The organism is Halomicrobium zhouii, from assembly GCF_900114435.1.
GTDB lineage: Archaea > Halobacteriota > Halobacteria > Halobacteriales > Haloarculaceae > Halomicrobium > Halomicrobium zhouii.
The window spans coordinates 416,805-441,796 of the sequence record NZ_FOZK01000002.1; the positions used below are offsets into that span (position 1 = coordinate 416,805).

The 24,992-nt window shown below is 66.2% G+C and carries 21 protein-coding genes; 9 read left to right on the forward strand and 12 right to left on the reverse strand.

Translation table 11 applies throughout. The features are described from left to right. Positions 1-227: 227 nt before the first annotated feature. The 4 genes from BM337_RS09290 to BM337_RS09305 all read right to left on the reverse strand — a co-directional run bounded on the left by BM337_RS09290 (position 228) and on the right by BM337_RS09305 (position 2,279). Positions 228-764 (reverse strand): PIN domain-containing protein, encoded by a 537-nt coding sequence (locus BM337_RS09290; RefSeq protein ID WP_089816230.1) that lies wholly within the window; start codon positions 762-764, stop codon positions 228-230. Beyond that, on the reverse strand, positions 757-1,386 hold the full coding sequence (locus BM337_RS09295) for a DUF7437 domain-containing protein (RefSeq protein ID WP_245778640.1): 630 nt from the start codon (positions 1,384-1,386) through the stop codon (positions 757-759). Before BM337_RS09295 ends, BM337_RS09290 begins: the two co-directional genes overlap by 8 nt. Before the next feature lie 137 nt (positions 1,387-1,523). Further along, a complete protein-coding gene (locus BM337_RS09300; RefSeq protein ID WP_089816232.1) occupies positions 1,524-1,991 on the reverse strand; it encodes a GNAT family N-acetyltransferase in 468 nt (155 codons plus the stop codon). A gap of 90 nt (positions 1,992-2,081) precedes the next feature. Beyond that, positions 2,082-2,279 carry a hypothetical protein gene (locus BM337_RS09305; protein ID WP_089816234.1) on the reverse strand — a complete coding sequence of 66 codons (198 nt, stop codon included), beginning with the start codon at positions 2,277-2,279 and terminating at the stop codon, positions 2,082-2,084. 126 nt (positions 2,280-2,405) lie between these two features. On the opposite strand from BM337_RS09305, the gene ygfZ reads away from it, so the two are divergent. Then, positions 2,406-3,491 carry a CAF17-like 4Fe-4S cluster assembly/insertion protein YgfZ gene (ygfZ, locus tag BM337_RS09310; protein WP_089816236.1) on the forward strand — a complete coding sequence of 362 codons (1,086 nt, stop codon included), beginning with the start codon at positions 2,406-2,408 and terminating at the stop codon, positions 3,489-3,491. A gap of 164 nt (positions 3,492-3,655) precedes the next feature. Beyond that, the gene (locus tag BM337_RS09315) at positions 3,656-4,588 is read left to right on the forward strand and encodes a phosphotransferase family protein (RefSeq protein WP_089816238.1); all 933 of its coding nucleotides are present in this window, start codon (positions 3,656-3,658) and stop codon (positions 4,586-4,588) included. Positions 4,589-4,648: 60 nt separating this feature from the next. Here BM337_RS09315 and BM337_RS09320 read toward each other — a convergent pair whose 3' ends face one another. The 3 genes from BM337_RS09320 to BM337_RS09330 form a co-directional block, all read right to left on the reverse strand. Continuing rightward, complete coding sequence (locus tag BM337_RS09320; protein ID WP_089816240.1) at positions 4,649-5,095, reverse strand: DUF8100 family protein; 447 nt, start codon at positions 5,093-5,095, stop codon at positions 4,649-4,651. Positions 5,096-5,275: 180 nt separating this feature from the next. Continuing rightward, positions 5,276-5,593, reverse strand: coding sequence for an AzlD family protein (locus BM337_RS09325; RefSeq protein WP_089816242.1), 318 nt, complete (start codon positions 5,591-5,593; stop codon positions 5,276-5,278). Continuing rightward, the gene (locus BM337_RS09330; protein WP_089816244.1) at positions 5,586-6,338 is read right to left on the reverse strand and encodes an AzlC family ABC transporter permease; all 753 of its coding nucleotides are present in this window, start codon (positions 6,336-6,338) and stop codon (positions 5,586-5,588) included. Before BM337_RS09330 ends, BM337_RS09325 begins: the two co-directional genes overlap by 8 nt. A 356-nt stretch (positions 6,339-6,694) precedes the next feature. Between BM337_RS09330 and BM337_RS09335 the strand changes: the two genes are divergently transcribed. The 3 genes from BM337_RS09335 (at position 6,695) to BM337_RS09345 (ending at position 8,953) form a co-directional block, all read left to right on the forward strand. Next, complete coding sequence (locus BM337_RS09335) at positions 6,695-7,903, forward strand: outer membrane lipoprotein-sorting protein (RefSeq protein WP_089817160.1); 1,209 nt, start codon at positions 6,695-6,697, stop codon at positions 7,901-7,903. Between the two features lie 365 nt (positions 7,904-8,268). After that, entirely contained in the window at positions 8,269-8,640 is a 372-nt protein-coding gene (locus BM337_RS09340; protein WP_089816246.1) for a winged helix-turn-helix domain-containing protein, read from the forward strand. 1 nt (position 8,641) lies between these two features. Continuing rightward, complete coding sequence (locus tag BM337_RS09345) at positions 8,642-8,953, forward strand: DUF7521 family protein (RefSeq protein WP_089816248.1); 312 nt, start codon at positions 8,642-8,644, stop codon at positions 8,951-8,953. A 941-nt stretch (positions 8,954-9,894) separates the two neighbouring features. Here BM337_RS09345 and BM337_RS09350 read toward each other — a convergent pair. The 3 genes from BM337_RS09350 to uvrA form a co-directional block, all read right to left on the reverse strand. Continuing rightward, positions 9,895-10,980 carry a geranylgeranyl reductase family protein gene (locus BM337_RS09350; protein ID WP_089816250.1) on the reverse strand — a complete coding sequence of 362 codons (1,086 nt, stop codon included), beginning with the start codon at positions 10,978-10,980 and terminating at the stop codon, positions 9,895-9,897. 94 nt (positions 10,981-11,074) lie between these two features. Beyond that, positions 11,075-12,121, reverse strand: coding sequence for a WD40/YVTN/BNR-like repeat-containing protein (locus BM337_RS09355; protein ID WP_089816252.1), 1,047 nt, complete (start codon positions 12,119-12,121; stop codon positions 11,075-11,077). 210 nt (positions 12,122-12,331) lie between these two features. Beyond that, positions 12,332-15,319: an excinuclease ABC subunit UvrA gene (gene uvrA / locus BM337_RS09360; protein WP_089816254.1), complete on the reverse strand. Its 2,988-nt coding sequence runs from the start codon at positions 15,317-15,319 to the stop codon at positions 12,332-12,334. A 294-nt stretch (positions 15,320-15,613) separates the two neighbouring features. Here uvrA and BM337_RS09365 point away from each other — a divergent pair, with 294 nt between their 5' ends. After that, positions 15,614-16,207 (forward strand): LURP-one-related/scramblase family protein, encoded by a 594-nt coding sequence (locus BM337_RS09365; protein ID WP_089816256.1) that lies wholly within the window; start codon positions 15,614-15,616, stop codon positions 16,205-16,207. Positions 16,208-16,210: 3 nt separating this feature from the next. On the opposite strand, the gene BM337_RS09370 is transcribed toward BM337_RS09365, so the two are convergent. Further along, positions 16,211-17,578 (reverse strand): APC family permease, encoded by a 1,368-nt coding sequence (locus tag BM337_RS09370; protein ID WP_089816258.1) that lies wholly within the window; start codon positions 17,576-17,578, stop codon positions 16,211-16,213. A gap of 114 nt (positions 17,579-17,692) precedes the next feature. Between BM337_RS09370 and BM337_RS09375 the strand changes: the two genes are divergently transcribed. Then, positions 17,693-17,893: a hypothetical protein gene (locus BM337_RS09375; RefSeq protein ID WP_089816260.1), complete on the forward strand. Its 201-nt coding sequence runs from the start codon at positions 17,693-17,695 to the stop codon at positions 17,891-17,893. 28 nt (positions 17,894-17,921) lie between these two features. On the opposite strand, the gene BM337_RS09380 is transcribed toward BM337_RS09375, so the two are convergent. Beyond that, positions 17,922-18,659 carry an SDR family NAD(P)-dependent oxidoreductase gene (locus tag BM337_RS09380; RefSeq protein WP_089816262.1) on the reverse strand — a complete coding sequence of 246 codons (738 nt, stop codon included), beginning with the start codon at positions 18,657-18,659 and terminating at the stop codon, positions 17,922-17,924. Between the two features lie 190 nt (positions 18,660-18,849). Here BM337_RS09380 and BM337_RS09385 point away from each other — a divergent pair, with 190 nt between their 5' ends. Together BM337_RS09385 and BM337_RS09390 are read left to right on the forward strand one after the other, a co-directional pair. Beyond that, positions 18,850-19,242 (forward strand): ribonuclease HI family protein, encoded by a 393-nt coding sequence (locus BM337_RS09385; RefSeq protein ID WP_089816264.1) that lies wholly within the window; start codon positions 18,850-18,852, stop codon positions 19,240-19,242. A gap of 322 nt (positions 19,243-19,564) precedes the next feature. Beyond that, positions 19,565-24,943 (forward strand): vWA domain-containing protein, encoded by a 5,379-nt coding sequence (locus BM337_RS09390; RefSeq protein ID WP_089816267.1) that lies wholly within the window; start codon positions 19,565-19,567, stop codon positions 24,941-24,943. Positions 24,944-24,992: the final 49 nt, after the last annotated feature.

Below are 24,992 nucleotides of genomic sequence, written 5' to 3' on the forward strand. Positions count from 1 at the left end.
GTATTGTTCTTACTACTGTAGCTATGATTATCGCTGGCGGAGCCATGCTGGTGATGATTGGGCAAGGTGATGGTGAGATCTGGGCTGTTATCGGTGCAGTCTGCTCTCTGATAGTGGGTGCAATAGGAGTATTTCAGCTGGTTTCTCGGCACCTCTGGACGTGAGTGGTACGTCTTTTCCCTGTATTTATCATCACTCCATCGACTCGCTGCCATCTTAGAGCGCTCTTACCGAATTTGCTCGATGGCATCCCAGATACTGAGTACTCGAATGCGCCCTTCGTAGTACGTATTGTCGATCACGCCGGAAATCGCTCTTTCGGCGTTCCGGTCGTCGATCAAGATACCGACGGAATCGTGCGCCGTCGAACCGAGAAGCTGTACAGCGGCCGCTGGAAGCTCCGAATCGGTCTTCCGCAACTCGTCCGGATCCGTCTGCTCGAACTTCGCCAGCCGTTCGTGAACCCGGTCCATGAGTTCGCCAGCGCGAGGCCCGTCGTGCATCCGTACTCCCGGTTCGACGGTGTCGATGACGGTGATCCACTCCGTCGTATCCGCTCGATCCACCCAGTCGATACTGATGTACCCGTGTTGTTCCGCGATTTCCTCCGTGACTCCTGGCGTCAAATACAGGTCGACGTCCTGTGCTCTGACGTACTGGATGAACGTCTGATACGGGGTCGAGTCTGTCCCGCCAATCGTTCGCAAAAAGCTCGTGTCGAGAACGAGGGCCGTCGGGAACGGCGAGGGATGTTCCTCACGCATCGGCGCGCTGGTACGGCCCCTGCTCGATCGCTCGGTCGTGAACGTCCACCTCGAACGCAATATCGCTGAGCGTCGGGTCGTGGTCTTTCACGACAGTGACGATCCGCTCGATCGCCTGGGTGACGGCGATGGCCTCCACGGCGGGCACGCCGAGTTCGTCTGCGACGCCACGGCGCGTCGTCTCACCCTGCAGGTACGCGAGCGTGGCCATGACCGCCGGGGCGAGTGCCGCTTTTCCGTGCCGGTCGACGAACAGTTCGAGGTCGTCGTCGACGCCGGTCGCCCCGTAGACCGCGATGATGGCGGGACCGAGTTCGAGGGTCGTTTCGTCAGTCCAGTCCCCACTCACCGGATCGGCACGCCAGAGCGAGGACCCGTCTTCGTACTCGTCCAGTTCTTCAGCGACGCCCAGTTCGGCGAGCGTATTCGCGTACTTGTAGGCAGTGCTCTTGGAGAATCCCTGGCGTTCACGGGCCGCCGTGACCGTCGTCGGAGAGTTGACCAGGAGGTCTGTGTAGAACCGCGCGAGGTCAGGCGTCCCCAGCAGCTCCTGGACGACGAAAAACCGGTGTGCGGTGTGTCCCGCGTCCGGTGGCTGGGTGGGGGATGGAGCGTTCGACATAGTCTATAGTACGCGAACTATGGTCTAAAGTGTTCTGGAGGTGTGTCGAACCAGGCGAGTATGAGTGGAACTTCGGGTAGCCCGGCCGAATCCTCGTATCTAACCCTGCAACTGGAACAATCATCTGGCTCCGGAGATCAGAGCCGTTTTTCCATGACGATTTCGTCGTAATCCCGGTAGTCGAGCGGGTAGTCGCCGGTCTCCTCGTACCCGCGGCTCCGGTACAGGGTGGGCAGGAAGGGATGCTCGCCGGGCGTGGTGAGCCACACCCGCTCGTACCCGTCCGCTCGCGCCGCGTCCTCCGCGTGGTCCAGCAACCGACCGCCGATGCCTTGCCCCTTCCACTCCTCGTGGACGCCGAACCGGCTGATCTTGACACGGTCCGGGTCTGTCTCCGTGACCCGTACACCGCCGACGATATCGCCGTCGACCCGCGCGACGAAGACGCGGTGGTCCCGTATCCAGTCGGCGACCTCGGTCACTTCGACGCTCTCCGCGCTGGCGGGGAAGCCGAGTTCGCGGTTCCGGGCGTAGGCGCTGTGGTACACCTCGGCGAGTTCCGGTGCGTCGTCCGGAGTGGCGCATCCGATCAGTGGGTCGCTCATCGTACACGGATCGTGGACCGATCGTCCTTCGATCACATCGCCGGGACTGTATCGGCTTCGGATTCGTCCATCGTGCGTCCTCCCGGCGGATTACCGGACGACCAGACCCACCAGACTGATCAGGAAGCCGGCGAGGCCGAACACCTCCAGTCCTCCGACAAATCCGCCGATGAGGGTGAGCTGGATGCCGAAGAGGATCAGCTTCACGCCCGTGATCGGTGAGGCCCACCCGGCGGCTCGCTTCGCCCGGAGCACGCGTTCGAGCTGACTGTCTGTGTCGGTTGACATGTGTGACGTGTCAGCGATAGCAACCAATACGCTTCTGGTATCGACGGTCGCCCGCCCGAAGCGCATTACCCGCCGACCGTCCCAGAGTACGTGGACTTATCCTTCCGAAGCGCCCATCGGGGACCAATGACCGTCATCGAGGACGTCCACGACGTCCACGGCGCGACGTACCGCGAGGTGGGTGGGCGACGCGTCGTCGACCACTACGGCCGGCCCGAGCGCGTCGTCCGCGCGGTGCGCAACGTCGTCGGCGTGATCGAGATGGGCTACGGCGTCGTCACGATAACCGGCGCGGACCGCGTCGACTTCGTCGACAACGCCGTCTCGAACTGCGTGCCGACGGCGGACGGCGAGGGCTGCTACGCACTCCTCCTCGATCCGCAGGGCGCCATCGAGACGGCAATGTACGTCTACAACGCCGGCGAGCGCCTGCTGATCTTCACCGCGCCGGACCGGGCCGAACCGCTCGTCGAGGACTGGCGGGAGAAGACGTTCATCCAGGACGTCGACATCGACCTCGCCACGGACGAGTTCGCCGTCTTCGGCGTCCACGGCCCCGAGGCGACGGAGAAGGTCGCCAGCGTGCTCAACGGCGCGGGCACGCCCGAAGCGCACCTCTCCTTTGTCCGCGGGACGATGGTCGACGCCGGCGTCACCGTGATCCGCGGCGACGGCCTGGCCGGTGAGGAGGGGTACGAGGTGGTCTGTGCCGCTGACGTCGCCAGCGACGTCTTCGACACGCTGGAGAACCGCGGGGTCAACGCCGCCCCCTTCGGCTACCGCACCTGGGAGACGCTCACACTCGAAGCCGGGACGCCGCTGTTCGAGACGGAGCTGCAGGGGAGAATCCCGAACGTCCTCGGCCTGCGCAACGCCGTCGACTTCGAGAAGGGCTGTTTCGTCGGCCAGGAGGTCGTCTCCCGCGTCGAGAACCGCGGCCAGCCCTCGACGCGGCTGGTCGGCCTGACCTGCGACGCCGTCCCGGACTTGGGCGCGGCGGTCTTTGCCGGCGACGCGTCCATCGGGGAGGTGACGCGAGCAGTGGAGAGTCCGACGCGCGAGGAGCCCATCGCCTTCGCCGCCGTGGACTACGACCTGCCGGACGAGGCGCTGACTGTTCGAGTGGACAGTGAGGAAGTGGAGGCCGAGCGAACCGACCTCCCGTTCGTCGAGGGCTCGGACGAGTCGGCGCGGCTGCCGCGGTACGAGTGAGTTGTTTCGCCGGACCGGCGCTTTCCCAGAGGACTTCGCTCACGAACGGCTGAAGAAGTACGACAAGCTTCAAATACAAATTCTTCGTAGGTACAACAGAATTCTTCCGGCCGGAGCCGCGGCGCTGTCCGGCCGGCGGCCGTCCGTCACGCGGCACGAAACCCATGACACGTGACGTCCACGACGTACTGGAATCGCATGCGAACAGCTATACCGTCCATCGGGTCCTCCACGACGTCCCGCCACACCGCGTCTACGAAGTAACTGTGGACGGCGTTCGAGCAGCCTGCAAGCTAGCTCGGGAACCACGAGCGACGCCTTCGATCGAAGCCCGCGTCATCGAGCACGCCGAGCGCGAAACCGACGTCCCTGTTCCCAACGTCCTCACCGTGGGCGACGGCTACTTCCTGACCGAGTGGTGTGACGACGCGCCGGACGACCAGGTCGCAGTCACGGAATCCGGAGCACGGGCCATGGGCGCCTCTCTTGCAACCCTCCACGCTCAAACCTCGTTCCAGAGTACCGGCCTGTTCGGGGGTTCCGACACGCTAGCAGTTCGATCGGAGGACACCTGGAGTGAGACGCTCAGGGAGAGACTCTCCGCCGTCCACGACGACCTGGCCGGGACCGGATACGAAGACGTCAGCGAGCGCGCGCTCGCGTTCGTCGATGATCATCGGACGTTCTTCGACGCCGCTGACGACGCGGTACTGGTTCACGGCGACTTCGTTCCGAGTCACGTCACGTTCGACCAGGACGAGGTCAGCCGCGTCGTGGACTGGGAACACGCGATAGCTGGCCCGGGCGAGTACGATTTCGCACGAACAGTCCTGCACGTCTTCGATAATCCGGCTCGTGAGAACGAGCGTCACAGCGAGGCGTTTCGTTCGGGATACGAGTCCGTTCGTGAACTCCCCGCCGGCTCCGACCTTCGGCGACGGGCCTACAAGGCACTGATCTTCGCCTTCGATATCAGACAGGGCTACGTGCAGGACCAGCGACCCGCTGAAGAACTGGAGCAGTTCAACGAGAGGTTCCGGGAGCTCGCGTTCCGCATCATCGACGACGTGGACGAGGCACTCGGCGGCAGGGATTGAGGGCCACGTCGTCGAACGTCCCACTCTTAATCTGACGGTCAAAAGGCCAATCAGCAGGGACTACGCGAGCGTCGCTTTGATCCGAGAAACACCGTAGATTCCAACGAGGATGGCGACTCGGCTCAGTAGATACACGATCGCGTACAGTACGCTCGTCACAGGGTGGTAGAAGAAGAGGACGAAGTACGTGCCGAACGTGACCGTAGTCCCAACGACTCTGGCCCCTGTCGAGTCGTTTAGTCTGTTAAAGTACTCACGACGTTGAACGAGATACGGGACGCCTGCACCGAGGATAACTGCCGGGATAGACCCGAGTAGTACAGCGAAAGTGGCCGACTCGGGAGTCGATCCGAGCGGAGCAATCCGAGTCGCGGCGACGAGGTAAAACATCAATCCAAACGCAATCGCGGTCAGTATCACCTGTACGATGCCCAAAACGAACGTCCTCGTCTCCGTGAGATCGACAGACTCGACGCCAGACTGCCTCGGTGTAGTCGAAGGGGCCATTGCGTTCGTGTAAGACAGTGATCAGTAAATCCTTGGCATTTCTTTCAGCGTTGGCCCACTACAAACAGCAAGGATGGAAGTGAACTGGGTGTAAGCGAGATGGCGGCTGTCGATATTTTGCAGATAATTCTCTGAAAGACAGCGACGAGGAATCGCGGGAACACAGGTCAAAGGAACGGCTCAAACCAGCGCGAACACCTGCCCCCTGAGCACCAGTACCGTCACGAACCCGACGATCAGCGACAGCAAGACGTTCTCGGTCCTGTAGGCGACCACCAGCACCACCCCGGCGGCGACCCAGGTCGCGGGGTCGCCGTCGACGAGTCGCGGTGCGAGAATCGCGACGATGATCCCGCCGGGGAGGGCCTCCAGGCCGGCCTCAGTTCGCTCGGAGATCTCGATCCGGTCGAGCACCCACATGCCGCCCGCCTTCGTGACGTAGGTGGCCAGCGCCATCGCGAAGATGGTCGCCACCGTCAGCGGGTCCAGGTCAATCACGGCGGATCACCGCCACGGCGCTGGCGGCCAGGCCGCCGAGCAGGATATACCACTCGCCGGGGAGAAAGCGAGCGCCGGCGAGGGCGACCCCAGCGGCGACTATCCACGGCGCCAGCGAGCGCTTGCCCGCCCACAGCGTCACCGCCAGGACGAGAAAGACGGCGGTGAGCACGAAGTCGAACCCCCAGCGGGCGGGGTCCTCGACCACGCCGCCGACGGTCGCGCCGAGGACGGTCGCCGCGACCCAGAACGTCCAGATGGCGAGGCCGCTTCCCAACAGGTACGCGCCCTGGGTGCCGCCGGAACGCAACTCTGCCATCGTCAGCGCCCAGTTCTCGTCGGCCATGAAGAAGAGGCTCCCGTAGGTCTCGCGCGGCGAGAGGTGGCGGAACCACGGCCGCAGCGAGGCGCCCATCAGCGCGTACCGGAGGTTGACGACGAACGTGGTGACGACCAGGGCGACGACGGGGACGGGGTACTCCCAGATCCCGACCGCGATGACCTGAGCGGCGCCGGCGAGCACTGTCGCGCTCATCAGCGTCGCCTCGGCGGTGCTCAGACCGGCCCGGCGGGCGAGCACGCCGAAGACGACGCCGTAGCCCGCGACGCCGAGCGCGATGGGGACGCAGGCGCGAAAGCCGTCGCGGACGCCGGCGAGCGAGAACGAGGGTGGGTCGTCTGTGTCCGGGCCCGACGCGGCGCTCTCGGCCGACGCTGGTCCGTCGTCGGGCCGCGACTCAGCCATCCTGAGACCTCCGGTCTGCGCGCATTCAGCTAGACGGATCGAGACGGTCGCGGGGTTTAGCCGCTATTGAACTTCGGTAGCAGTCCCCACGTTGGCGAGGTGACGAGGCAATCCAGGGTGGGACGAGTCGGAACGAGCGGTAGTACGGGTCGGATCCCGGTCGAGCAGGCCCGAGCACGGTCGAGCAGGGCGGAACCCGGAAGGAGCGAGCTGTCGCCCGGAAAGCGATCGACCGATTGCTCGATAGTAGCGTTTATTGCCGTGGCAGTGACCATTCCCGTAAGACGAGTGCCACGTGAATCGTGACCGTGGCGGGCGGGCCGTCCGACGTGCCCGTCTGTGCCCTCCAGATACCCATGGCAACCAAACGCCCATCCACCGAACGAGCCGTCCTCCTGGTCGCGGCGCTGGTCGCCCTCGCCGGCGTCGCCGGCAGCGCCTGGGTCGCCACCTCCGCGAGCGCGCCCGACCGCCCCCAGTTCGACGACGACGTCGCCGACCAGTACGACGCCATCCAGGGCGTCGAGGGTACCCGGACGACCACCATCGAGCGGAACGGAACCGTCGAGAGCACCCGGACGTACGCGGTCCAGTTGCGCCCCGACACCGGGGAGAAACGTCTCTCCCTCCGCGAGGGGCCCGAGAGCAGGTTCGGCACGCGGGTGTCGAACGGCTCGGTGCTGTGGCTCTACGAGCGCGAGACGCCCAACGTGACCAGGATCGAACTCGACGACGACCGCGCGTCGTCCCGTGGCGACACGATCGCGCGGCTGTTCGCCCGACTGAACGCGACCACTGGCGACGGGGAGACGCCGGCCGAACCGCCGACCGTCGAACCGTTGCCGGTCGTTCCCGAGTCCGCCGCCCAGTCCGGCGCCGCGACGGGCGTCGGCGGTGGTCCTCTCACCGTCAGCTACGGCGGGACCGACACCGTGGCGGACCGCGAGGTGTACGTCCTCCGCCTGACGCCGGTGAACGAATCGACCGACGCGAACTACGAGCAGACGCTGTGGCTGGACGCGGAGAACTACTTCCCCCTGAAACAGCGGACCGCGTGGACCCACGAAGGCCAGCGGACGGTCATGACCACGACGTACACCGACGTCGCGTTCGACCCGGGACTCGACGACGACACCTTCACCCCCGACATCCCCGAGAACGCGACCGTCCACAGCCCGGACACCGCCGAGACGACGACGTACCGGAGCGTCGGCGCGCTCAGGGAGGCGTCGGACGTCGCCGTCCCCGACCCGGTCGTCCCGCCGACCTACGAACTGACCTACGCCACGCAGACGAACGGTCGCGTCCAGGGCGTCGGGCTCCGGTACGCGAACCGGACCTCCGTGGTCAGCGTCGCGAAGTACAGCTTCACCTACGCTGACGAGGACGACGAGGGTGAGCTGACCATCGACGGCCGGCCAGCCACGCTCACCACGGGCCAGCGGGTGTCGCTGTCGTGGAACTGCGAGGACTACCGCTACACAGTCCGGGGAACCGGCATCTCGGCGGACGTCGTCGTCGACATCGGCGAGTCGGTCGGCTGTCCCGGTGCCGGCGGGCGATAGCCCGGTCCCGGGCGGCGCGACACCAGGGCGTCAGACGGTCGACTTCTGGGTCAGAAGTTCGGCGGGACGTTATATTATCGACCCCGTCGTGGACTGATCTGCAGCGGCACCAGCACGTCCCCGTCGCCTGTCGACCCCAGATCCCCGCTGCACGCGACCCAGCTGTCCCCGCTGGCGCTTCCCGAACGAATCAGCCGCCGTGACGGTACCGAACGCGTTGCCCACAGATGGTTCCCGTGAACACTCCTGTCGTCGGTCGACCGCCACGGCCCCCGGCCACTGCTGCGGGTCCGGCCCGGACCGGTAGCTTCCGACCCGGAAGCCGGGAGAACCTTTTATTTCGCGTCGCGTCGTTGGGTACCGACGTGAGCGAGGACGTGGCGCTGGGCGAGCTCCTGGACCTCCTCAGCGACGACTACGCCCGGGCCATCCTCGCGGTGACGAGTGTGCGACCGATGTCAGCCAAACAGATAGCCGAGGAGTGCGACATGTCCCAGCCCACGGTGTACCGCCGGGCCCAGCGGTTGACGGAGTTCGACCTCCTCGAGGAACAGACCCACGTCAGGACGGGCGGAAACGACTACAACGTCTACGCGGCGACCCTCTCGGAGTTTTCCATGCAACTGGCCGAGGGCTCGTTCGAGGCCACCGTCGAGTCCTCGCCCCCGCCCGCGTTCCCTGGCGACACCGAAGACGACACCGCGGACAGATTCACCAAGATGTGGGAGCACCTCTGACATGGTCGGCATATCGACCGCAGTCCAGTGGTTCGTCCTCGCGCTCGCCTTCGGGTCGACGGTCGTCGGCGGCTACGTCGGCTACCAGGCCTACCGCGGCTACCGCCGCCACCACAGCCGGACCATGCAGTACCTCTCGGTCGGCCTCTTCCTCCTGACGGCAGTGGCCTTCTCCACCGCGTTCGTCGGTTCCCTGCTCCTGCGACAGGGCGTCCTGCCGGAGTCACTCCAGCAGTCGCTCACGCTCCTGACGCGGACGTTCCAGTTCGTTGGCGTGCTCTTCATCGCGTACTCGCTCCATCGCAGAGGGTGAGCGAGTGGTTGCGGATACTGGCGACTCGGGCCCTCATGTCCCACTCAGCGAGTGATACGTGTCGGTCTGGATCTGGTCAGTGTAGGTGAACGAGTTATCGATCTGGGAGAACCGACCCGACGTCACTGAGTACGAACGCAAACACTTCGAAAGCCCTCGGCGGGCTCGCGGTCGCTCAGCGGGATACCCTCACTGCGTTCGGGTAGGGCCCGCTGAGCGACTGCCCGTCGGCGCGACCCCGCCTCGCCCTTTCAGTCCTCCAGGACCGCATAGCTCGCGCGGCCTCACTTCGTTCGGCTCGCGCTCGCGATTGGAACCACCGTCAGAGCAAGCTCTGACGAGCCTTGGCTCGCTCCGCTCGCCAAGACACCAACCCTCCCCGGATTCGGCGCGGACGCGCCGAATCACGCTTCCTACCACAACCGCCCGGCGGTCGGCCGGGAGCGCGGGCCCGAGCAACGCGAGGGACGCGCGACCCGGGGAACGGCAGGGCTGCGGTGGTGTACCTGGAGGACTGAAAGGGCGAGGCGGGCTGGACGAAGCACGAGCCCACAAGCACCGGAGCGAAGTGAGGAGCGCAGTGGTGCTCGCGCGAGTCCAGCGCGCCGAGGGCTTTCTGGGTGTTGGTGGTTTCCTTTCTTCCAGCACCAGACCCACAGAACCACCCACTCAACTCACAGCCCACGTTGACCAGGTGGTTCAGACGAACGTGTATCCGGAGAAGCGAAGCAGCGCAGTCACTCGTCAGGTAGCACAAAAGCGAAAGGTGAGACGGGATAGGGTCGTTCCCAGCCGTCTCGTCGCCCTGAATTGGTCCCCGCTGACGCTCCGGCCCTCCAAGACGGAGCGTCAAGTGAAAACCCACCGGCAATGGATATAAGAGTTGTGGCATTTCCCGAGCGGTCGGACCAGTCAGCGGTGCCTATCGGGGACGGATCCGCTCAGGATCGTGACAGGAGCGCTTTCAACTGGTCGGTCGAGAAGACGGACGTCGGCCGGTCCATGTGGACGCCGATCTCCCCCTCGAAGGCCTTCATCCCGACGCGCTGGAGGAGTTCGGGGAAGGAGTAGCCCGCGCGGACGACGTGGCCAAGCCGGATTTCGTTGCGGAGGTCGTCGCGCCACGCCGTCTCGTAGTCGTCGAGCGTCGCCGGGTCGTCGGGGTCGATGGTGCGCGCGGCGTGGTCGGCGGCGGTCATGCCGTAGAGGATGCCGCCGCCGGTGAAGGGCTTGGTCTGGGCGGCGGCGTCGCCGATCAGGAACGACCGGCGGCCGGTCACGCTGTCCGGCGGGCCGATGGGGATCAGCCCGGAACACCGGTTCTCGGTGTCGGCGCCGTACTCCGCGGTCAGGGCGTCGAAGCGCTCGCGGACGTCGTCGTTCGGTCCCATCGCCAGGCCGTACTCGACGCCGGCCTCGCCGCGCGGGATGCGCCAGGCGAAAAACTCCGGGACGGTGAGGTGGACGTCGACGAACTCGCCGTGGTCTGGCTCGGGGTCGAAGCCGAGCACGCCGTGGAGCAACTCGTCGGGTTCGGGCAGGTCGAGTTCGCGCCGGACGCGGGAGTTCGGGCCGTCGCAGCCGGCGACGAACTTCGCCTCGTGGGTCTCGACGCCGTCTGGGCCGCGCACCTCGACGCTCACGTGGTCCGTGTGCTCCTCGACGCCGACGACGGTGTGGTCCTCGCGGAGGTCGACGCCCGCGTCGCGGGCCGCCTCTGCCAGGAGCTTGTCCAGGCCGACGCGGTCGATGACGTTCGAGACCGGGTCGTCCTTGTAGAAGGGGTGGGCCTCGCTGTCGGCACCGCCGAGGTGGAAGCGCGCGCCGTACACCTCGTTCTGGAGCAACTCCTCGCGAGCGCCCTCGGGGGTGTACTCCCAGATGTCGGTGCTCACGTGGCCCGAACAGGCCAGGGGCTCGCCGACGGTGCCCTGCTCGAAGGCGAGTACGTCGTGCCCGGCCTCGCTGGCCCGGCGGGCGAACCGGGAACCGGCAGGGCCGCAGCCGACGACGACGAAATCGTGCATGTGCGAGACGTCGCGGGGACGGCCCAAATACCTTCTCCGTCGAGGCGGCGCCGGTCGTGCTCCCCGCGATATCCGGTCGGAATCGTCCGGCGTCTCAGCCGACCACGGCGAGGCCGCTTGGCACCTGTCGCCGGTACTCGCTCGGCCACGAGAGGGTACACAGCTCCCAGGCCCAGCCGTCGTCGCTGTGGTAGAGCCCCTGGTTCGTCAGGGCGTAGAAGCCGGTGGCGTGGGCGTCGAGGACGGCGCGGGCCAGCCCCTCCGGTCCGGGGAGGCCGTCCATCGCCTGCTCCCAGTGGACCCCGCCGGTATCGTCGGCGCCCCCGCCGTCGGCGTTCCCGTCGTCGGCGCTTTCGCTGCCACTCCCGCCGCCGGTCCGCCGGTAGACGTAGGACGTGCCGTCGGGGTCGTGCGCGGCGTAGGCGCCGCTGGCCGCGGACACCACGACCGCGTCGGGGTCGGCGGGGTCCACGGCCAGCCCCCAGACGTAGCGGTGCTCCAGGCCGTCCTGGGGGTAGTGCCACGAATCGCCGCCGTCGGTCGACTCGGCGTAGCCGTCGCCGGCCGCGGTGTACACCCGGTCCGGCGCTTCGGGATGGGTTCGGAGCGTGTGGTTGTCCCGCCGGCCGCCCTGGGGATGGTCGATCCAGCTCTCGCCGGCGTCGTCGGTACGGACGAGCGCGCCGGCCTCGATGGCCACGTAGAGCCGCTCGGGATCGTCGGGATGGACGGATATCCACCGGACGTGGTGGGTGTCCGGCCGCGGCGGGAACGACCAGCGCTCGGCCGAGGGCAGGTCGGCGACGCCGGGGCGCTCCTCCCACGACTCGCCGCCGTCGGTCGACCGATAGACGCGAGAGGGCTCCGTGCCGACCCAGACGGTGTCGGGGTCGTGCGGGCTGACGGTGACGGCCGTGACGCGGTCGCCCGGGTCGTGGACCGTCCGCCAGGCGTCCCCGCCGTCGGTGGAGCGCTGGAGCCCCTCGTCGACGGTGCCGACGAACACGCGCTCTGGCGCCGCGGAGCTCGCCGCGACGCACTCCAGGTCGTTGGTGACCAGCCGTTCGTGCTCGAGCCACTCGTCGCGCTCGCCGTCGACGACGAGGACCCGGTCGTCCAGGGCCGCGTAGAGGGTTGGCATGTGCTCGTGTAGGCGGGCTGCGATAAAGTGTGTTGGGCGGTCGCAGTGCCTCGACTGTCCGCACGGCCACACATTCTTGTAGTCCCTGGAGGACTGAAAGGGCGAGACGGGATCGACGAAGCACGACACGTCGAGTACCGAAGGGCAATGAGGCGCGCAGACTGAGGCGCGCTCGCCAGCGCGCGCCACCGCCGAGAAACCAGTCGTCAGTTAATCGTCAGCCGAGGGCGCGGCCATCTCGCGGTCGGCACGGGGGCCCTCCAGTTCCACGTCGGGGAGCAGGTCGCGCAGGTAGCGCCCGGTGTGGGAGTCCTCGGTCTGGGCGACCTCCTCGGGAGTTCCCTCGCCGACGATGTGGCCGCCCTTCTCGCCGCCCTCGGGGCCGAGGTCGACGACGTGGTCGGCGTTCTTCACCAGGTCGAGTTCGTGTTCGATGACGACGACGGTGTTGCCGTTGTCGGTGAGGCGGTGGAGGACGTCGATGAGTTTGCGCTCGTCCTCGGGGTGGAGCCCGGTGGTGGGCTCGTCCAGGAGGTACAGCGTCTCGCCGGAGTCCTTCTTGCCGAGTTCCTCGGCGAGTTTGACGCGCTGGGCCTCACCACCCGAGAGGGTGGTCGAGGGCTGGCCGAGCGTCATGTAACCCAGGCCGACGTCCTTGAGGAGTTTGAGCCGGCGGCGGATGCCGGTGTGGCCCTCGAAGAACTCGAAGGCCTCGGAGACCTCCATGTCCAGCACGTCGGCGATGGTGGCGTCCTTGTAGGTGACGTCGAGGGTCTCGTCGTTGTAGCGTGCGCCGTCGCACTCCTCGCAGGGGACGGAGACGTCCGAGAGGAAGTTCATCTCGATGGTGACGGTGCCCTGCCCGCCGCAGGCCTCACAGCGGCCGCCCTTGACGTTGAACGAGAAGCGACCCTTCTCGTAGCCCCGCTGCTTGGCGAGGCTGGTCTCGGCGAACAACTCGCGAATGTGGTCGAAGACGTTGGTGTAGGTCGCGGGGTTGGAGCGCGGGGTGCGGCCGATGGGCGACTGGTCGATGAGGCGGACCGTCTCGATCTGGTCCAGGCCCTCGATGGCGTCGTGTTCCCCGGGGTCGACGCTGGTGTTGTCGTTCATCTCGCGAGCGAGGCCCTTGTACAGCACGTCGTGCATCAGGGTGGACTTGCCCGAGCCTGAGACGCCCGTGATGGCGGTGAAGTTGCCCAGCGGGAGGTCCACGTCGAGGTCCTTGAGGTTGTGCTGGCGGGCGCCCTCGATAGTGATCGCGCCGTTCGACTCGCGCCGTTCGCTCGGCACCGGGATCGCCCGTTCGCCCGAGAGGTACTCGCCGGTGACGCTGTCGGGGTTCTCCATCAGCTCGTCGACGGGCTGGTTGGCGACGACCTCGCCGCCGCGCTTGCCCGGGCCGGGGCCCATGTCGACGACGGTGTCGGCCCGCCGCATCGTCTCGGTGTCGTGCTCGACGACGATCAGCGTGTTGCCGAGGTCGCGGAGCTCTTCGAGCGTGTTGAGCAGGCGGTCGTTGTCGCGCTGGTGGAGCCCGATGGATGGCTCGTCGAGGACGTACAGCACGCCCACCAGCCCCGACCCGATCTGGGTCGCCAGCCGGATGCGCTGGCTCTCCCCGCCCGAGAGCGTGGAGGCCTCCCGGTCCAGGGTGAGGTACTCCAGGCCGACCTCGCACATGAAGCCGAGGCGGGCGCGGATCTCCTTGAGGATCTCTTCGGCGATCTTGGTGTCCCGGGCGCCGAGGTTGGCCTCCAGGCCCTCGAAGTGTTCGAGCGCGTCGCCGATGGACATCCGGTTGACCTCGGTGATGGACGTTCCGTCCACGAGGACGGCCCGCGATTCGTCCTTCAGTCGGGTGCCGTCGCAGGACGGGCAGGCGGTGACGGCCATGTACTTCTCGATGTGGTCGCGGGTGCCGTCGGAGTCGGTCTCGACGTAGCGGCGTTCGAGGTTCGGGATGACGCCCTCGAAGCGCTTGGTCTTGCGCCGGGTGCCGTTCCGGGTGCTGCGGCTGAACTCGACCTGCCGGTCGGTGCCCCAGAGGAACTGTCGCTGGACGTCCTCGTCGATGTCCTCCCACGGCGTCGCGAGCAGGACGTCGAAGTGCTGGGCGACGGCGTCGAGGCGAGTGCGGTAGTACGACCGGTTGTAGCTCCAGGGCTCGAAGACGTTCTTGAGCGGCTTGGAGGGGTCCTGGACGACGAGGTCGGGATCGACCTCCTTGGCCTGGCCGATCCCCTCACACTCCGGGCACGCGCCGTGGGGGCTGTTGAAGGAGAAACTGCGCGTCTCTATCTCGGAGATGTCGATGCCGCAGTGCGTGCAGGCCAGTTCCTCGGAGAACTCGACGACGAGGCGGTTGGCGTCGTCGGCGTCGTCCGCGTCCTCGCCGTCGCCTTCGTCGTCGCCAGCGGCCAGGTCGCCTGTTCGCCGGGCGGTCGCGCCGCCGATCTCGACGTCCTCCGGTGCGTCGGGGAGGATCACCTTGATCACGCCTTCGGCCTCTTCGAGCGCCGTCTCGACGGAGTCGGTGATGCGGGAGCGCCGTTCCTCGCTGACCTTCACGCGGTCGACGACGACGTCGATGGTGTGGTCGTAGTTCTCGTCGAGTTCCGGCCGGTCCATCGTGAGGTCGTACTCCTCGCCGTCGACCTCGACGCGGGCGTAGCCGTCGGCGACGAGGTCGTCGAACAGGTCCTCGAAGGCGCCCTTCTGGTCGCGGACGACCGGGGCGGCGATCTTCGCCCGGGTTCCCTCGGGCAGTTCGAGCATTCGGCGGACCATGTTCTGGGCGCTCTGGGTGCCCACTTCGCGGCCACACTCCGGGCAGTGGGGCGTCCCGACGCGGGCGTACAGCAGGCGCAGGTAGTCGTGCAGTTCGGTGACGGTCCCGACCGTCGAGCGTGGGTTGTTGGCGGCGTTCTTCTGGTCGATGGAGATAGCCGGGGAGAGCCCCTCGACGGTCTCGACCTGCGGCTTGTCCATCTGGCCGAGGAAGTTCCGCGCGTACGCGGAGAGCGATTCGATGTAGCGTCGCTGGCCCTCGGCGTAGATCGTCTCGAAGGCGAGCGACGATTTCCCCGATCCGGACAGTCCCGTGACGACCGTCAGTTCCTCGCGGGGAATCTCGACATCGACGTCCTTGAGATTGTGTTCCTCGGCGCCGCGGACCTCGATGTACTCCTTTGTCATCTATGGCTCCCTTCGGCACTCGGCGAGTGAAACCCTGTCGGTTTCGCGGCACCGATGCCCGGGAGCCTGATCGAGCGAAATCGAGTCGGACGAGGGCGCTGGGCGGCGATTACGATCCCCGTCCAGCGCTCCCTTCGATCGCGCCCGGCGCTGGCGCGAAACCACCAGACTGCGCCGCTTTTCGACCGCCATATCGGCGCCACTTCGACAGATGACGACGGGCCCGACTCATTCGCCGAAATCGGCACGGGTTTTATATACTACTGCGAGAGGGGTACGGGCGAGGGATTCAGGATGGCAACAGGTACGCAACGCGACGTCATCGAAGGGGTCGACCTGACGGGGGACGAGTACACGGTCACGCAGAAACTGCTTCGCAACAAGTACAAGGTGTACGACGAGGACGGCGAGTTGATCCTCCGGGCGAAGCAGAAACTGTTCAAGATGAAAGAGGAGTTCCCGTTCACCGACCCGGACGGGGACGACGTCTTCGAGATCAAGGCCGAGAGCATCCTCGATCACGCGGGCGACTACACGCTGACCGAGGCCGACAGCGGCGACGCCATCGCCGTCCTCGACAAGAACTGGACGCTGCTCTCCCACAAGTGGAAGATCCGGGACCCGGACGACGAGCGCCTGCTCGCGAAGATCGAATCGCGGGGTGCGCTGCTGGAACTGGTCCGCAACCTTCCCTACATCGGGATCGTCACGGGGCTGATCCCCCACAAGTACTCCATCGAGGACACGGACGGCAACGACATCGGCGAGATCGCCGGCCAGCTCTCGCTGGCAGACACCTACGAGATCACCGTCGAGGACAGCGGCGACGCCGACAAGGAGGCGCTCGTCGCGTCGGCTATCGCCATCGACGCGCTGGAAGGCAACTGAGCCTCACTCAGTGGGCGCCACGATCAACTCCGGCGACCGCAGGTACCGGACGACGAAGACGCCCGTCAGCAACGCGACCGTGCCGAGCGACCAGAGGACGTTCGTCAGGCCGAGGCCGATCATCGCCACGCCGAGCGTGACGAACGCGACCCCCGCGAGGGCGTACCCGCCCGGCGCGCGGAAGCCGGGGTCGACGTCGGTCCGGTAGTATCGCAGGCCGACGAACGAGAGGAGGTTGATCGCGTAGGGAAGGCCGGTACCGACGATGGCCGAGACGACGAGCAACTGGAAGAAGTACTGAGGCACCGTCGCGAGCGCGCTGGCCAGCAGCGAGACGGCCGCCAGTCCCACCCACGGCACCTGGAACCGGTCGCTGACGGCGCCGAAGGGGCCGGGCAGGGTCCCGTTGCGCCCGAGCGCGAACAGCACCCGGCCGGCGCTCATCGTCCCGACGAGCATCGTCGTGAAGATGGCCACCAGCGCGGCGAAGGGGAGCAGGACGTCCCGCAACAGGGGGACCCCGAGGGCGGTGGCGGCGACCCCCAGCGGCGCCGTCACGGCGGAGTTACCCTCGACGAACGCCGACGGCGCGACCTGCCCGTGGAGGGCCACGAGCACCAGTCCGTAGAGGACGGTCGAGACCGCCAGCGACGCGACGATGGCGCGCGGAATCGTGCGTGTGGGCTCGCGAATCTCCTCGGCGCTGGCAGGGATGACCGTCCAGGCCCCGTAGGCGGTGATAGCCACCTGAACGGCGGCGAGGAACTGGACGGGACCGTCGAGGACGAACGGGCGGTAGTTCGCCGGGTCGGCCCGGGCCAGCCCCAGCGCGGCGAAGACGACGAGAATCGCCAGTAGCAGGGCGGCGAACACGAGATTGACGCGGCTGGTGACGCTCACGCCGAGTGCGTTGACCAGAAAACTCAGTGCGATGCCGGTCAGGGCGATGGGGACGGCGTGGCCGCTCGCCGCCGGAACGATCATCCCGACGTAGTCGGCGATGGCCAGCGCCGAGACGGTGATGCCGAACGCCCAGCCGACGCTGTAGGACACTCCCTCCAGGTAGCTGGCGAACGCGCGAACGACGCGGGACGGCCCGAGCGTCTCGTAGGGGAAGACGGCTGGCCCCCCGGCCTGTGGAAAGGCCAGCGACAGCTCGGTGTAACAGAGTGCGATGGTCGTCATCAGGACACCCGCACCCATCCAGGCGACGATCGCCGAGGGGCCGGTCAGTCGCCCGGTCGTCCCGGGGAAGACGAAGATTGCCGACCCGACCATCCCGCCGACGCTCAGCAGGACGCACTCCAGCAGCCCCAGTTGCCGTTCCAGCCCGGTCGACGCGTTCCCGACCGCCGGCGACTCCTCGGACATTCTGGTCCGACCTTCAGGCAGGGCCCACTTACCGTTTTCTGAATCCGATATGCATAACGGAATTGGAACGATCTCGACGGGTACCCCTTTCCGTGTCGCTGCAGTACCGCTGCTATGACCGACGAGAACCGCTCGCTGATCGCGAAACTGCTCGTGCCAGTGGGCACGCTGTACCTCGTCTCCCTCGCGCTCCAGCCGCCGCCGGCCCGGTGGGTCGGCCTGGGCTGTCTCGCCGTCGTCGTCCCGCTGCTCGTCGCCAGGGCGCTCGGCACGGTCGCGGGAATCGGGCCGTGGGCCGACGGTGAAGCCGACTGATGCCGGCGACCACCTCGGGCACCGAGCCTTACACCTTCTCGGGTAACCAGCCGCCGTCGACTTCGATATTCTCGCCGGAGACGTACGCCGCGTCGTCGCCGAGGAAGAACAGGACGGTGGCCGCGATGTCCTCGAAACTCGCCGGCCGGTCGCGGGGCAGGTCGGCGGGGAACTCGTCGGAGTTCTCGACGACGTACGGCGAGACGGCGTTGACGGTGATCCCGTCGTCGTCGGTGTCGCCGGCGAGCATCCGGGTGAACATCAGGACGCCCTTCTTGGCGACGAAGTACGGGAAGTTCTTCGGGCTGACCATGCTCTGCTCGGCAGAGGCGTAGCCGATGTTCACGATGCGACCCCACTCCTGATCGCGCATGCCGTCGAGTGCCCGCTTCGAGCAGAGGTAGGTTCCGGTGAGGTTCGTGTCCAGCACGAGATTCCAGGTGTCGAGGTCCATCTCGGCCCAGTGCTGAGGCGCGAAGGCGCCGACGTTGTTGACCAGGACGTCGACGGTCCCGAGTTCGTCCTCGACGGCGGCGAACATCCCGTCGACGCTGTCCGGGTCGGTGACGTCGCCCTGGACCGCCGTCGCCTCGACGCCCTTCTCGCGGGCGCTTTCGGCGACGTCCGCGGCGGCCTCGGCGCTACTGTGGAAGTTCACCGCCACGTCCGCGCCGCAGTCCGCGATGGCCAGGAGGAGCTCGCGACCGATGCCCTTCGCGCTGCCCGTCACGAGTGCGGTCCGTCCCGAGAGGTCTGGCGTGGTCATGGGCACTGGTTCGCCCGGAGCGCCCTTTAGGTTCGTGTTCTCCCGGGACCCGGTTCGGCCACGCCGGGCGGCAGGCGCCACCGCGTTCACACGAGAGCGGGCCCGCGAGTCCAGCGAGCACGCTCGACGGATACCCTCCCCGTCGCGCGAATACAGTGAGATATTTACGCCGTCGAAATAGGGTACCCGTATGACCACGATCGTCGAGTTCGACGGCGCGTCGCGCGGCAACCCTGGTCCGGCCGGTATCGGCTATCGCGTCCTCCCGGACGGCGACGGCGTCGAGGGTCACGAGTACATCGGCGAGGCCACCAACAACGAGGCCGAGTACACCGCGCTGATCCGCGGCCTGGAGAGCGCCCTCGAGAAGGGCTACACCGAGGTCATCGCCGAGGGCGACTCCCAGCTCGTCGTCCGCCAGGTACGGGGCCAGTACAACGTCGGCGCCGACAACCTGATTCCCCTGTACAAGGAGGCCCGCACCCTGGTCGAGGAGTTCGACGACTTCGAGATCCGCCACGTCAAGCGCTCGAAGAACGAGGGCGCCGACGACCTGGCGAACGAGGCCCTCGACCAGCGGTAACGGGCGCTCCGTGGACGGAGGAGCCGTGTCGTCGGGCCCGGGCGTCTCACGCCGGCGTGAGCGGTATTTCGTCCCCCGCTCGTCGGCGTATTGCTTCCGCCCGGACGCGGCGCTTCGATACCTGTCGCGTCGGGATTCCCAGGACGTGGACCGACTGTTCGAAGTCCTGAGCGGCGCCTCTGGCTCACGTACTGGGACTGCGCCTCCGCTGTAGCTGGCGCTGTGTCTTCCTCCCATTCGAACGACCAGCTCTGATTCCGACGCCAGAGAGTTGAAATTAGAAATCTATAAGTAATTAATTCGGATTGTGGATGGTAGAAAAATGGGTGGGGATGCTAACAGTATAGCTGGAGCGTCGAATCAGTTGCTCGCGGTCGCACTGGCCGTGTTGCTGCTCACGGGGACGGTCACGCCAGTCATCGCCGTCGAAACTGACCAGAGCGGAGTAGTCGGCGGTCTGGGCGAAGCGGGGAACGTCCAGGCGGCTAACGGGACCGTCCTGGGGACAGAAGCGGCCAACACGCTGTTCGAGGGCAGTCCGAGTCTCCAGAAGACGTGGGCCCGGACCCTGGTCCTGAACGGCACGCACGCACACGGCCACAACCGGGAGTCCCTGGAGCACCTTAACAGGTCGCTGGCGCACACGAGGGGGCCCAAGACAGTCGCCAACGCGAGCGCGTTCGAGCACGACGCGGCGGCCGTCGAATCGCTCGAACTCCACGGCGACCAGCGGCGACAGGAGATGGACGTCCTGGCGGCAGAGCTGGTCGTCTCGGCGGACAACGAGACCGCGGCCGAGCGCATCGAACACGCCCAGTGGGCGCTCAACCGGACGCGAGACAGGCTCCACACGGGCACCGAAAAGAGCTCGGCCGCACACATCCGCAACGCGGAACGGGCCCATCAGCGCGCCGCGAAGCACCTCGACGGAGCAGCGGCCGACGACATGGAAGCGCGCGCCGCGGCGATACGCCAGTACCGGGTCGCCTGGAAGCAGGCGACGAAGGCGCTGAACAGGATCGACGCGGCGACGGACCCCGTCGTCGTCATCGACACGCGCGGGGATCCACAGCGGAACGGCTCCGAACCGCTCACTGGTGAACTCCGCGGCCACGTCGTCGACGCGGATTCGTCGGATCTTTCGAACGCGACCGTGACCGTCGGTGACGAGCGGACGAAGACGGTCCCGATCAACGGCACCGGAACGCACGCGAACGCGACCTTCGCCGTCAACGTCACGCTCGAGGATCGGATCACCCGGGTCAACGTCTCCGTCGAAGAATCGGGAGCCTCCCACCGGAAATCGGGCAGGCCCGACCACGCCGGAAACAAAGGGAACAGCGAGAACAAGGACAAGAAGGACAAGGGCGAGAAGGACAAGGGCGAGAAGAACAGGGGCAAGCCCGACCACGCCCGGGGAGGCGGATCGAACGGTCACGCGGCTCCGAACGACGGTGCCGGAAACGTCGGGTACGACGTCGTTCGATTCGACGGCGACGGCCTCCCCGACACGTTCGAGACCGAAGTTCTCCACACGGATCCCCAGGATCCGGACAGCGACTCGCCGAAAGTCGCGGCCGACGTCGGTGACAACGGCGTCATCGACGGGCTGGAGGACTTCGACGGGGACAACGTCACCAACTATCACGAGGGGCGGTTCGGAACGGACCCGTTCGCGAGCGACACAGACGGCGACCGGCTCCCGGACAGGTTCGAGATCCAGTACGGGGCACTCGATCCGCGGCAGGCAGACACGAACGACGACGGCGTCCGTGACGACGAGTGGGACGTCGACGACGACGGCCTGACGAACCGCCAGGAGTACGAAGCGGGGACGAATCCGCAGGTCGCCGACGCGGACAGGGACGGGCTGAACGACTCCCGGGAGCTCGAGTTCGGGACGAACGCGACCGACCCGGACACCGACGACGACGGATTGCTGGACGGCGAGGAGGTCCGGCTCGGGACCGACCCGCTGTCACCCGACTCCGACGGTGACGGCGTGGTCGACGGCGACGCGACCTACACGACGACGACGTCGAACGAGACCCTCGGGGTGAACGTCTCGCTGTCCGGTGGGGGCGACGTCGCGAGCGGCGTCACTGTCGAGAACGGCTCCCAGGAGATGTTCGAACGCGACCAGATCCGCGACGCCCAGGTTTCCTCGATCGTCGACCTCGAATCGGAGCGTTCCTTCGACTCGGCCAACGTCACGTTCTCCTACGACGAGTCGGAGCTGGGCGAGACCAACGAGTCCGACCTGGTCGTCTTCCGGTACAACGAGTCGCTGAACCTGTTCGAACCGCTGAACAGCTCCGTCGACGCGGCCAACGACACCGTCACCGGCGAGACGGAACAGTTCTCCCGGTTCGTGGTGTTCGACGTCCGGAACTGGGCGGCGAACTACGCGGCAGAGCGACCGGAGGAGAGCGCCGGCGAGGACGAGATACAGCCCATCGACGTGACGTTCATCATCGACTCGTCGGGGTCGATGTCCGGGAACGATCCCCAGGAGTTCCGCAAGCAGGCGGCCAAAGAGTTCGTCGGGGCGCTCGTCGACGGTGACCGCGCCGGCGTCGTCGACTTCGACGGCGACGCACACGTCGACCAGGAACTGACGACGGACTTCGGCAAGGTCAACGTCTCTATCGAGCGCCTGGACGCCAACGGTGGGACGAACATCGGGGCCGGCGTCGGCGCCGCCAACGAGCACTTCGCCGACCGGAGCAACGACTCCCGCGCCCAGTTCGCCGTCCTGTTGACCGACGGGCAGGGCAGTGGCGGCCGCGCCGAGGCCGAGACGGCCGCCGAACGCGGGACGACCATCTACACCATCGGCTTCGGCGGCGCGGACGGGAACAAACTGCAGGACATCGCCCAGACCACGGGCGGGAACTACACCTACGTCGACAGCGCGAGCGACCTGCCCGACGTCTTCTCGCGCGTCGCCGACGACATCGGCGCCCAGGACACCGACGGGGACACGATTCCGGACGTGGCCGAGCGGCGTGGCGTCCCGACGAGCCTCGGCCTGGTCCAGACGGACCCGTACAACGACGACACGGACGGCGACGGGCTCAGTGACCGCGAGGAACTCGGACGGGCGACGAGCTTCGAGGAACTGACCGAGCGGCTCGATCCGAACAGTGACGCTTCGGCCGTCGAGCGGCGACAGGCCCGGAGCATCGTTCGGACGATGACGGAGGCGGGCTACAACCTCAGTAACGTCTCCACGAACATCTACCTCGATCCGACCAGCGACCCGACCGAGCGGGACACTGACGGGGATGGCGTGGACGACTACACGGAGACCACGGAGCCGACTGAGGTCCTCTGGACGGCCGACCGCGACGCGACCCGGCGCGTCCTCGAGGAGGGTGAGCCAGACGCCGACGCCATCGACGCCGCCTACGAGACGAACTCGGTGTACTCCGATCCGTGGCAGTCCGACACCGACGGCGACGGGCTCAACGATAGCCGGGAACGAGCACTGGCGACGGACCCGACCAGGGCGGACACCGACGGGGACGGCATCGACGACGAGACGGAGGTCGAGGGCACCGGCGACCCGACGCTGTACGACGTCCGGCCACCGGACATCGAGACAGACGAGTCCGGCTACTACATCCCGAAGGAGAGCCTCGACACGACCTACTGGGTCCAGGTCCGGATCGAAGACGACGCCGGCGTTGCGAGCGCGTCGCTCGTCAAGGGCGACAGCGTCGAGATGACGCGAGAGTTCGACGAGGACGACCCGTATCTCACCGACGACGGTACCACCGCGCTCGGAACGCTGGAGTACACCGACAAGGCCCTCACGACCGAGGAGGTCGACACCAGCAGCGTCGAATCGACGTTCGTCTCCTTCGGGAGCGCCGCCGTCGACGCGGTCGGCGACGTCTCCGAGACCGTCGGCGACGTCACCCTCGGTGCGACGGTGTACGTCCGGAGCACGGACGCGAACGACAACAGTCGCCGCGTCGTCGGCGTCCAGCGCGAGAACTTCTACGGCGCCATCGCGGGAGAGCTCTACACGGGAACGATATTCGACCACGGGACCGCCGGTTCGTTCGGGCTGGTCTCGGGCTTCTCCGCGAGCCTCGGTGTCGTGTTCGCGGACCTCGCGACGTTCATCGAGGACCCGACCGCGTTCGTCGACGGGATGGCGGCGATGTGGAACATCGTCTCCGAACAGGGATTCGACGTCCTCGGCCCGCTGATCGACGGGCTCATCCACCAGTTCGAGCAGAAACAGGCCCAGAACAACCCCTACGGCTCGCTGGAGGAGAAGGAGCATCCGGCGCTGTACGACACCTACGAGCGCAACTGGTACAAGGGGTACGCCATCGGGTTCGTCTCGAAGCTGGTGCTCAGCGCGGGCGTCGGCAAGGCCGCCAAGACGGCGATCAAGCAGACCGACACCGCCGGCGACATCGCTGACCGGCTCGCCGACACCCGGGCGCTCCGGGCTCTCTCGCGGATGAGCGACGCGAAGGAAGCGGGCAAAGCGCGCGTCGCAGCGCGGATTCTGCTGGCCAGTGACGACGCCAGCGAAGCGGTGATCAGCCAGGCAGATACCGCCGGCGCGGCGGTGCGACTGTGGCGCGTCCAGCGCGGGATGGACGCCGACGTGGACGCGCTGCCGGAGGCTCGGCAGGCGGAACTGGGTCGGATGCTCGCCCGTGGCGACGCCGACACGAGAAGCGCCGCACGGCGGCTGGACCAGGACGCGCTGGACGATCTGACAAGGCTTGACGTCGGTCCCAGAGTGCGGGCCGGGTTGGCGCCGAAGTACGCAGAGTTGGACGCCAATCGTCGCGCGGAGCTTGGCAAAATCATTCGAATTAAGGGAGACAGCGCTGCTGCAGGAGGTGCACGGCTTGATGATGCCTCGCTCAGAACGGTTATTGACGCAGATTACACGACGAGACAGAGAGCGGATGTCCTCGAAACTGTTGACGACGCAAATATCCATACGCTCGGGGAGACACCCGATGGTCGCGACCTTGCAGTCCGGTATCTCACTCGGAGCGGAGGCAGCGACGGTGACGTCCTCAGAGCAAACGTTTGCAACAGTCCGTGTGATAGTATTGCAGACTCGGTTACAGGGCTTGATCTCAGCGATGATCAAGAGGAATATCTACTGGCCAATCTTGATGCGTACGACAGGCGTCAGAGTGGTCATACACGTTCAGTGAGTGATGTCGAATCCGATCTAGAACGTCTGGCTCGCGAGGACGTCGACGGCCTCAGAGAAGCAATCGAACACGGTACCCGAAACAAGAATGACCCTGTCGAAATAACCCACGACGATCTATCTGCTCTTCAAGGATTGGATGGTGAGGTTGATGCAGCAACTAATATCCTGGACAACGAACGAACGGTGATAAAGTCACTTGACAATGATATTGACACGTCGAAAGGAACTACTGACGTCGACATCGATCTCGAAGACGGTACTGGAATCGAAGTGAAAAACAGAGATTACACCGAAATCCCCGAGTACGCGAAAGACAGTGAGATCGATGAACTGACCACGAAAATGGAGAAATACGCAGAAGTTCGAGATGATATTGTGATAGCAACTAAAGGCGATCCCCAGAGTTCAGATGTACTGCAGTCCGTAAAAGAAAATATTGAATCGGACTACCCTGACGCTGAGATTCAGATAATGCACATTGATGATCTAGACTCTCTGTAATCTAAACCATGTCAGACGATTCAATTTGGGTGTGCTACCATACCGATGC

What these genes read in the sequence shown, in the direction of transcription:
- BM337_RS09345 (WP_089816248.1), top strand. Translation starts at nt 8,642, where the DNA reads ATGGTCGGCATATCGACCGCAGTCCAGTGGTTCGTCCTCGCGCTCGCC.
- BM337_RS09365 (WP_089816256.1), top strand. Translation starts at nt 15,614, where the DNA reads ATGGCAACAGGTACGCAACGCGACGTCATCGAAGGGGTCGACCTGACG.
- ygfZ (WP_089816236.1), top strand. Translation starts at nt 2,406, where the DNA reads ATGACCGTCATCGAGGACGTCCACGACGTCCACGGCGCGACGTACCGC.
- BM337_RS09300 (WP_089816232.1), bottom strand. Translation starts at nt 1,991, where the DNA reads ATGAGCGACCCACTGATCGGATGCGCCACTCCGGACGACGCACCGGAA.
- BM337_RS09385 (WP_089816264.1), top strand. Translation starts at nt 18,850, where the DNA reads ATGACCACGATCGTCGAGTTCGACGGCGCGTCGCGCGGCAACCCTGGT.
- BM337_RS09335 (WP_089817160.1), top strand. Translation starts at nt 6,695, where the DNA reads ATGGCAACCAAACGCCCATCCACCGAACGAGCCGTCCTCCTGGTCGCG.
- BM337_RS09320 (WP_089816240.1), bottom strand. Translation starts at nt 5,095, where the DNA reads ATGGCCCCTTCGACTACACCGAGGCAGTCTGGCGTCGAGTCTGTCGAT.
- BM337_RS09350 (WP_089816250.1), bottom strand. Translation starts at nt 10,980, where the DNA reads ATGCACGATTTCGTCGTCGTCGGCTGCGGCCCTGCCGGTTCCCGGTTC.
- uvrA (WP_089816254.1), bottom strand. Translation starts at nt 15,319, where the DNA reads ATGACAAAGGAGTACATCGAGGTCCGCGGCGCCGAGGAACACAATCTC.
- BM337_RS09295 (WP_245778640.1), bottom strand. Translation starts at nt 1,386, where the DNA reads ATGTCGAACGCTCCATCCCCCACCCAGCCACCGGACGCGGGACACACC.
- BM337_RS09290 (WP_089816230.1), bottom strand. Translation starts at nt 764, where the DNA reads ATGCGTGAGGAACATCCCTCGCCGTTCCCGACGGCCCTCGTTCTCGAC.
- BM337_RS09355 (WP_089816252.1), bottom strand. Translation starts at nt 12,121, where the DNA reads ATGCCAACCCTCTACGCGGCCCTGGACGACCGGGTCCTCGTCGTCGAC.
- BM337_RS09370 (WP_089816258.1), bottom strand. Translation starts at nt 17,578, where the DNA reads ATGTCCGAGGAGTCGCCGGCGGTCGGGAACGCGTCGACCGGGCTGGAA.
- BM337_RS09375 (WP_089816260.1), top strand. Translation starts at nt 17,693, where the DNA reads ATGACCGACGAGAACCGCTCGCTGATCGCGAAACTGCTCGTGCCAGTG.
- BM337_RS09305 (WP_089816234.1), bottom strand. Translation starts at nt 2,279, where the DNA reads ATGTCAACCGACACAGACAGTCAGCTCGAACGCGTGCTCCGGGCGAAG.
- BM337_RS09330 (WP_089816244.1), bottom strand. Translation starts at nt 6,338, where the DNA reads ATGGCTGAGTCGCGGCCCGACGACGGACCAGCGTCGGCCGAGAGCGCC.
- BM337_RS09315 (WP_089816238.1), top strand. Translation starts at nt 3,656, where the DNA reads ATGACACGTGACGTCCACGACGTACTGGAATCGCATGCGAACAGCTAT.
- BM337_RS09380 (WP_089816262.1), bottom strand. Translation starts at nt 18,659, where the DNA reads ATGACCACGCCAGACCTCTCGGGACGGACCGCACTCGTGACGGGCAGC.
- BM337_RS09390 (WP_089816267.1), top strand. Translation starts at nt 19,565, where the DNA reads ATGGGTGGGGATGCTAACAGTATAGCTGGAGCGTCGAATCAGTTGCTC.